The 7,917-nt window shown below is 47.8% G+C and carries 8 protein-coding genes; 5 read left to right on the top strand and 3 right to left on the bottom strand.

Translation table 11 applies throughout. The annotated features are described in order from the left end of the window. Nucleotides 1-120 precede the first annotated feature (120 nt). Nucleotides 121-1,023, bottom strand: coding sequence for a hypothetical protein (locus ACFPXP_RS18605; protein WP_379895890.1), 903 nt, complete (start codon nt 1,021-1,023; stop codon nt 121-123). 172 nt (nt 1,024-1,195) lie between these two features. Here ACFPXP_RS18605 and ACFPXP_RS18600 point away from each other — a divergent pair, with 172 nt between their 5' ends. Then, on the top strand, nt 1,196-1,738 hold the full coding sequence (locus ACFPXP_RS18600) for a DUF309 domain-containing protein (RefSeq protein WP_379895889.1): 543 nt from the start codon (nt 1,196-1,198) through the stop codon (nt 1,736-1,738). Between the two features lie 88 nt (nt 1,739-1,826). On the opposite strand, the gene ACFPXP_RS18595 is transcribed toward ACFPXP_RS18600, so the two are convergent. After that, nucleotides 1,827-2,390: a beta-class carbonic anhydrase gene (locus ACFPXP_RS18595; protein WP_379895888.1), complete on the bottom strand. Its 564-nt coding sequence runs from the start codon at nt 2,388-2,390 to the stop codon at nt 1,827-1,829. A 123-nt stretch (nt 2,391-2,513) separates the two neighbouring features. Further along, a complete protein-coding gene (locus ACFPXP_RS18590) occupies nt 2,514-2,846 on the bottom strand; it encodes an iron-sulfur cluster biosynthesis family protein (RefSeq protein ID WP_379895887.1) in 333 nt (110 codons plus the stop codon). A 172-nt stretch (nt 2,847-3,018) separates the two neighbouring features. Between ACFPXP_RS18590 and ACFPXP_RS18585 the strand changes: the two genes are divergently transcribed. The 4 genes from ACFPXP_RS18585 to ACFPXP_RS18570 all read left to right on the top strand — a co-directional run bounded on the left by ACFPXP_RS18585 (nt 3,019) and on the right by ACFPXP_RS18570 (nt 7,845). Beyond that, a complete protein-coding gene (locus ACFPXP_RS18585; protein ID WP_379895886.1) occupies nt 3,019-4,536 on the top strand; it encodes a carboxypeptidase M32 in 1,518 nt (505 codons plus the stop codon). A 26-nt stretch (nt 4,537-4,562) separates the two neighbouring features. Then, complete coding sequence (locus ACFPXP_RS18580; protein WP_379895885.1) at nt 4,563-5,507, top strand: aromatic acid exporter family protein; 945 nt, start codon at nt 4,563-4,565, stop codon at nt 5,505-5,507. Between the two features lie 102 nt (nt 5,508-5,609). After that, on the top strand, nt 5,610-6,176 hold the full coding sequence (gene cotE / locus ACFPXP_RS18575; RefSeq protein ID WP_379895884.1) for an outer spore coat protein CotE: 567 nt from the start codon (nt 5,610-5,612) through the stop codon (nt 6,174-6,176). 247 nt (nt 6,177-6,423) lie between these two features. Then, a complete protein-coding gene (locus tag ACFPXP_RS18570) occupies nt 6,424-7,845 on the top strand; it encodes a putative amidoligase domain-containing protein (RefSeq protein ID WP_379895882.1) in 1,422 nt (473 codons plus the stop codon). Nucleotides 7,846-7,917: the final 72 nt, after the last annotated feature.

The raw sequence follows: 7,917 nt of genomic DNA, 5'->3' as shown, positions 1-7,917 counted from the left end.
CAGTTCCTCGTGATGAACCTGGAACGCCGCTTGCGGCTTCTTTTTGTCCTCATTCTCAACATGCTGCTGAAACGTACCGCCTACAGACAATTTGCTCTCTAATGTTTCGTTCAGCAAGCCCTATTTAACGGCATCTTGTACGGTATGAAACGAACCTACGGCTCGATCACTTTGCAGCACGATATAGGTAGGGTCGTTATACCACAGCTCTTTACCGTTCCACTCTATCGAGGCTCTTACGAAATTTCGCGCATAGCGTATGGCCATCTCTGGATGATAAAATCGCTGAATTTCTCTGCCGCTCTGCTTCACTACATATTCCTTTGAATTGGAATAGACCTGCTTGCCTGATGACGTATTCATAATAACGGAATCATCATATTTGTACGCCTCACGAATGGCATCCTGCAAAAATGCGAAGGTACGGGAGGTTTCAAGCGTTGGCGCGGTAACTTCATAAACCGGCTTTTGCTGGCGGTATGTATTTTTCTGCGCTTCGGTCATGTCGTCCCATACCCATTGATTCGTCAAAAGCTTGATCACATGGACATTGCGATAATATGCGGCGGCTTTCTTCGCCTCTTCCAAGGTGGCGAATTCCCATTCCGGCAGTGTCTTATCTCCTTGGTATAAGCGGTATTCCGGGTAATTGTCCCACATGATGCCGGCTTTCGTCAGATCTTTAACGATCGAACGCTTATGCTTCTTTGCTTCGGTCAGAGCACCGTCATACGTATAAAAGCGGTGAGCTAATGGCTGCCCGTCTACAATGACTTGATATGTCGGAAACGAGCTCCATACCCACGTTCTCGTAACAACATCCTCCACGTAACTGTTCGCGAAGTATTGAGCATATGCGACGGCTTGCGCGCGGCTTGCAAACTCCTTCAGCAGCTTGTCATTTTGAAAGACACGATACTGGGTTGTCTGATCTGATTCCGCAGCATAGGCGGTGGAAGCTAATACACTGGACATAAGGCCTAATACAAGGAATAATGACAGCAGCTTTCTTGCCTTTTTCATGTAATGAACATGCACTCCTTTCAGGTCATCTATTCTATGAATCTATTGTATTAGACGACGAGAAAGATAGAATGTTTCATTGGTAAATGGTGGTTATAAAAAGGTTCGTTTTTTGATTCGTTTTTTGGTACATTATGAATAATGTGAAGAAGTGGATAAGGATGAACATAAGATGAACTTACCTGAAGAGTTGGTGCAATATTTGGTGTATTTCCACACCGAACGGGATTTCTTTGAATGCCATGAGGTCATGGAGGAATATTGGAAAAAGCAGGGCAGGGGGCCGTATGAACCGGTTTGGCGCGGTCTCATTCAGCTTGCAGTCGCTTTGTACCATGAGCGCAGGGGCAACGTGCGGGGGGCGGTCATCATGCTTGCATCGGCGAAAGCGAAGCTGGACCGGCAGGAGACAGAGCAGGTGGGGATTGATCGTCATCGGTTGGTTCAGGTTATTGCCTCTAGACTAGAACAACTGGAAAAGCAGCCGGAGACACCCTATACAGATATGGATATTCCGATCGATGATCCTTTAATGGAGCAGTGTCTAAAGCTTGCCGCTGAGCAAAATGTAGTGTGGGGAACACCTAGCTCCATGGACAATTTAGAAGTGGTGGAGAAGCATCGCCGCAGAGATCGCAGTGAGGTCATAGAAGCGAGAAGAGCTTCATTAGAGAAGAGGATGGCCAAGAGAAAAACCGTACATCCTCGTGTCTGAATCGTAGAGGAAGGGTTGTATTGGGGAAAGAGCAAGAGCTGTCTTAGCGGCATGGAACTCAGCAAGACAGCTCTGTCGTATGGAAGGTTTATTGTTGATATCCGTCTTCAACTAAATCCAAACGTCCTGTAGCAGGATCAATGATTAAGCCGTGAACCGGAACTTTGGGCATCAGCGGGTGATTGCGAATGACCTTCACGCTGTTTTTCACGTTTTCCTCTACAGAATCGAAGCCTTTCAGCCACTTCTCAATGTCCATTCCGGAAGCTTCCAGGGTGTCCACGATTTCTTCTTTAATGCCGCGTTCTTTGAACTTGGCAATCATATCTTTAGGGTTAATTTTGCTCATTCCGCAGTCGTAGTGAGCGACCACGAATACTTCCTCAGCTTGCAGTTCATAGACCGCAACCAAAATGCTCCGCATTACGCTTCCGAACGGGTGGGACACAACCGCTCCGGCGGTTTTTAAAATTTTCGCGTCACCGTTCTTAATGTTCATGCTGGCAGGCAGCAGCTCGATAAGCCGAGTATCCATGCAAGTGACAATGACCATTTTGCGATCAGGAAATTTCGATGTCATAAAAGGGACGTATTTCTCGTCTTCGACGAATTGCTGGTTATGTTCAAGAATTTGATTTAGTAATTGGCTCATGTGTATGACCTCCTAATCGTAGAAAAGAAATAAAAGTTGTGGTTCGAATCATGCCGGATGATTATGTGGGATATCGGCATGCACAAACGTAATGAAGCCGTTCTACCGGTTACCGAATGGCGCCTAGTGCTCACGCCGATCGATGAGCGTCAGATGACTGCCGTATGTTTGCTGGCTGCTGCTTAAAACAAAGCTTTTGTTTTGTTCTCGGTAGCCCAGCTTCAATTGTTCCTCAAAAAAAACTTCCTGCCTAGGTTCGAAAACGAACTGCATGACGTTGGTCGGAAGCGGAATATCCTCTTCGGACGGGCGATCTAATACCCAGAGCTGAGGCACGCCGTCTACCGCACAGCCGCACCCTTCGGTGTCATAAACAAGCTTAATGACGGCTTGCCCAGAACCGAGCCTGCGTTCGATTTCTTTCGAAGCTTCTTCCGTAATGGTCACGTTGATCACAGCACGTCTCTCCTTTCTTCATAAAATAGTATCATAAAATATTGAAAATTCGCTACGCCCAGGATTATTTCGGAAATGGCGATGAGCTCTAAGTTCATTTTCATTTTAAGCAGGGGTATGATAGAACTATATATAAGAAGACAATGGATTTCACCTTCAAGGAGGAGTAACGATGAGTACATCCGCCACATCTTTGCGGGAAGCATTTAAGCAGTATGTCCATACGATGAAAAGCTACGAGGAAGCGGTCGGCGTGCTTTATTACGATTTGCGGACCCAGGCACCGAAGAAGGCGGGCGAGGGACGTTCCGATGTGCTGGGCTTGCTGTCGACCGAGCTGTTCAAAATGCAAATCTCAGACACTATAGGAGACATGCTGAATCAATTATCTGAGCCGGAAATACATAAGCAGCTTGATTCCATCGAACTGAAGCTGATTGAGGAATTAAAGAAAGATTATGAGCGAAGCAAGAAAATACCGACCGAGCTGTATCAAGAATATGTAACGTTGACATCGAAGGCGGAATCCGTATGGGAGGACGCCAAGGAGCAATCCGATTTTGCGATGTTTCAACCGTACTTGGAGAAAATCGTACAATTCAACCGCAAGTTCGTGGAATTGTGGGGATATGAAGGACATCCATACAATACGCTGCTTGATATGTACGAACCGGGCCTGAACGTGGATACGCTCGATCGGGTCTTCGGAGAGATCCGTGCGAAAGCCGTACCGCTCGTATCCGCGATTGCGGAATCTCCTCATCAGCCGGATGAGGCATTTCTAAATCGGCCGTTCGATAAGCAGAAGCAGCGGGAATTCAGCGAATATATATTGAAGGAAATGGGTTTTGATTTCGAAGCGGGGCGTATGGATGAAAGCGCGCATCCGTTCGCGACAGGATTGAATCTCGGAGATGTCCGCATTACGACAAGGTTTGTGCCGAACGATATTACGTTCTCGCTGTTTTCCTCTATCCATGAAGGGGGTCATGCGCTGTACGAGCAAAACATTTCTCCAGACCTTGCGGGCACACTGCTTTGCACAGGGACAACGATGGCGATCCACGAGTCACAGTCACGTTATTGGGAGAACAAGGTGGGACGCAGCTTTGCGTTTTGGAAACGATATTTCATCGATCTTCAGAAGCTGTTCCCTGAAACGCTGGAAGGCGTGTCCGTAGAACAGTTTTATCGGGCGATGAACGTGTCGAGGCCTTCGCTGATCCGAATTGAAGCGGATGAGCTCACGTACAACCTTCATATCATGATCCGTTACGAATTGGAGAAGGCGCTGATTGGAGGGGATTTGGCTGTAGCGGATCTTCCTGCTGCATGGAATGACAAATATAAGGAGTATCTTGGCGTCGTGCCTGGCAACGACGGGGAAGGCGTTCTTCAGGATGTTCACTGGGCAGGAGGGTCCTTCGGATATTTCCCTTCTTATTCTTTGGGCAATATGTATGCCGCACAATTTATGCATACGATGAAGAAAGAGATGCCGGATTATGAGAATATTATTGAAGCGGGTGAACTGCAGAAGTTGAAAGCGTGGCTGACCGATAAAGTATACCGCCATGGGAAGATGAAAACACCGTCCGAGCTGGTTATGGATATTACAGGGGAAGAGCTGAACCCGAAATATCTTACAGATTATTTAGAACAGAAATATAAAGAAATTTACCGGCTGTAAAAGGGAAGAGTACAGGTCTGAATTTTATGGGCATTCGGATTATCAAAACCGCCTTGGCGGCTGTAGCGGCGGTATATGCAGCATCGGCTCTAGAATTGGATTACGCAACTTCTGCTGCACTGCTCGCGGTTTTAGGACTTGATGTGACGAAGAAAAGAAGCTTGAAAAACGTCTCGCAACGCTTTGGAGCTTCGCTGCTCGGCCTTCTTTTCGGCTCGCTTATTTTTATCGTGCTGGGATTCTCCTATTGGGTGATTGGGTTATTCATTTTAACGGTATATCCCGTTTTGTCCCGGGCACGGCTCAAGGACGGGATTGTGACCAGTACGGTCATCGTCATCCACGTCTTTAATCAACAGCACGTTAATTGGGATATTATCTGGAACGAAATCCAGCTGCTCATTGTCGGACTGGGATCGTCCATGCTCCTTAATTTTATTTATATGCCGAAGGCAGATCAGCAGCTATACAAATTAAGGCAGCAGGTGGAGGAGCAGTTCAGCCGAATCTTCCTTCATATCGCGAATCAATTGCGGGATGAGCATTATGTATGGGATGGTGAAGAGTTTATTCTTGCCGATCGCTCTGTTCAAGAAGGAAGGCAATGGGCAAGAAAGGCATCGGAGAATGCACTTTTTCGAGCCAATGCAGACTGGGAGATCTACTTTCATATGCGGTCTAACCAGATGGAATCGATCGCCCGTTTGATGGATATCGTATCCCAAGTATATCAGCGACTTCCGCATGGCGAGCTTACGGCCGAGGTGTTCGAGGAGCTGAGTGAGAACGTGAAGGAGCGTTATTATACGGGACGTGCTGAAGCGAAGTTGGCCGAACTGGAGACCCAATTCAAGGGTATGGATTTGCCGCAGACGAGGGCGGAGTTTGAGGTGCGTTCCGCCATCTTACAGCTTTGTGTGGAACTTACGCATTTTTTATCTTTTGCGAAAAAAGAAAAGAAGCAAAAATAGGCCTGACCGTGATTTGCTGACAAACTAAAAAGTTTTTGTCACTCTAGACGGGTGTCCTGCATACACATGTATGGAATGACTGTATGGAGGAGGTTAGAAAGGATGTCGATCACGGATCGCGACTTACATGTTAGAGAAATCATCACAAAAGCTGTCTGCGGCAAAGGCCGTAAATTCTCACAAGCGACCCATTCCGTAAACCCGCCTCATACGCCCAGCAGCATCTTGGGTGCATGGCTCATCAATCATCAATATGAAGCGGTTAAGTCCAGTGGGGGCATTGAGGTAGTAGGTACTTACGATATCAACATTTGGTATTCTTACGACGGGAATTCCAAAACCGATGTCGCCAAAGAAACGGTTTCCTATGTAGAAGAAGTGCCGCTCAGCTATCTAGATCCGAAGCATAGAGCCGCTACCGAGGAAGTATACGCTGAAGCCACTCAGGAGCCGAACTGTGTGGAGGCGAATCTTACCTCGGACGGGACTGTACGGATTAGAGTTGAACGGGAATACAGAGTCGAAATGGTTGCTGAAACGAAGGTTTTCGTAGTGACGACGGATAGCAGCGGCGATTTCGATGATAAGGACCTCGACTTTTATGGGGGAGACGAGGACACGGAATTTGAAGATTTGGATCCCGAATTATTGGACGACGATTTGGATTAAGCTCTGTCAACTTTCGCTGTTGAATCATTTTCACAAACGGTTGGAAATGCTGAAGTTGAAACTACATATTGATCGTTATACCGAACGGTACAATATGTGGTCTTGATTTGAAGCAGCCAGAGTTATGAAATGGGTTCATAATGTATTATATTCCGTACCCATGCATGGGAGGGGGCTGAAGCCCTCTTTTTTGCATTTTATATGATAAAATGGGCGGCTGCTTGTTCAGCCAGAGGAGGATAACGGATTGGGAGCGATATTGTGGGGGAAATCGGAGGAAGATGTGAATACCTTTGCTGCACGTCTGCGAATTCCAGCGTGCACGGGGGGATTGCGGCCGTCCAAGGAGCATATCGTGATTCCATGGAAGGTAGAGGAATACCGCGGAGACTGCAGTCTCATGCTGAACGCGCCTTCTTTTGTGAAGAGGGCAGGGGATCGTCAAGCCATGGAACGGATATTGGGGTTGTGGGCGATCCCGCATGAGCTGACGAAGTCGGCACTCTATAAAGTACTGATTTTTCAATCGGAACCGTTAGTTCTTCGTAAAAGACAGCTCTGGACTGCTTCTGGAGGCCAGGAAGGGACCGATTCTGCCGAAAGAGGACGGTGGACGGCTCTGGAGCTCGATCACACAAGGCCGCTCGTGCGAAAGCTGTGCCGTTTGGCGGTTAAAGCCTTATATGCCGCAGGCCTTGATTATGGCGAGGTTGGTTTGCATTGGAACGATAAAGGGGAAGAAGCGGTTACCACGATCGTTCCCTATCCCGAGCTTACAAGGTCTGATCAGGAGAAGTTCATACAGGCGATTCAGCGATTTTCCGATCAGCTGGATGTCTCTGCGAAAGTGCCGGACAGCTTCATGATTGGAGCGGATCTGGAATTTGTTATTTGCCGAGAGAATGGCGGTATTATGATGGCAGATCGCTTGTTTGGCAAACAGGGCAGCATCGGCAGCGATTCGATTTGGTCACGGGATCGAAAGATGATCTACCCACTGGCTGAAATAAGACCGAAGCCTGGCCGAACACCGGAGGAGCTCGTTCGCAGTATTCGCAGCACCCTCCTTAAGGCCGCTCGCAAAGCACCGAAACCGGAACTCATCTGGAAAGCGGGAGGCATGCCGCAAGGGCGGCTTGAACTGGGGGGACATTTGCATTTCAGCGGCACCCAGATGAATCATTTTTTGATGAGAGCGCTGGATAATTATGCGGCGCTGCCGCTCATCCTGATTGAGGATGAAACGACTAGCAGAAGAAGGCCAAGGTTCGGATTTCCCGGCGATGTGCGTTGGAAGAGCCACGGCGGCTTTGAATACCGCACGCTGCCAAGCTGGATCGTATCTCCCAGGGCTGCAAAAGGGGTCTGCGCGCTCGCTTATGTCATTGTCCATCATTACTGGAAATTACAGGATAGACCGCTGGATCAGCCAGAAACGCTGAGGGACTATATGGAGGGTCACAAATCTGGTCTTTACAGTACGGTTCGATCGCTTTGGAAGCAGTTGGAGCAAACTTCAACCTATAAGCAGTATGAACATTATTTGACACCGCTAAAGCGGCAAATTTTCAGCAAAAAGTCTTGGAATGAGCAGAGGGATATACGCTGCACGTGGATGCTCCCGCCATACGAGCCCGTCACGATTTCTACTTCGCCGCGAGGAAGCTGATGCAACAGAGGGTTGGTGTGCACAGGATTCATGTTATAATAGAATTTAAGTCTAGTAGAATGGACAGATGAT

Source organism: Marinicrinis lubricantis (assembly GCF_042658665.1).
Taxonomy (GTDB): domain Bacteria; phylum Bacillota; class Bacilli; order Paenibacillales; family KCTC-33676; genus Marinicrinis; species Marinicrinis lubricantis.
The sequence above is the reverse complement of the archived record's forward strand: the minus strand, read 5'-3'. Positions and strand labels throughout refer to the sequence as shown.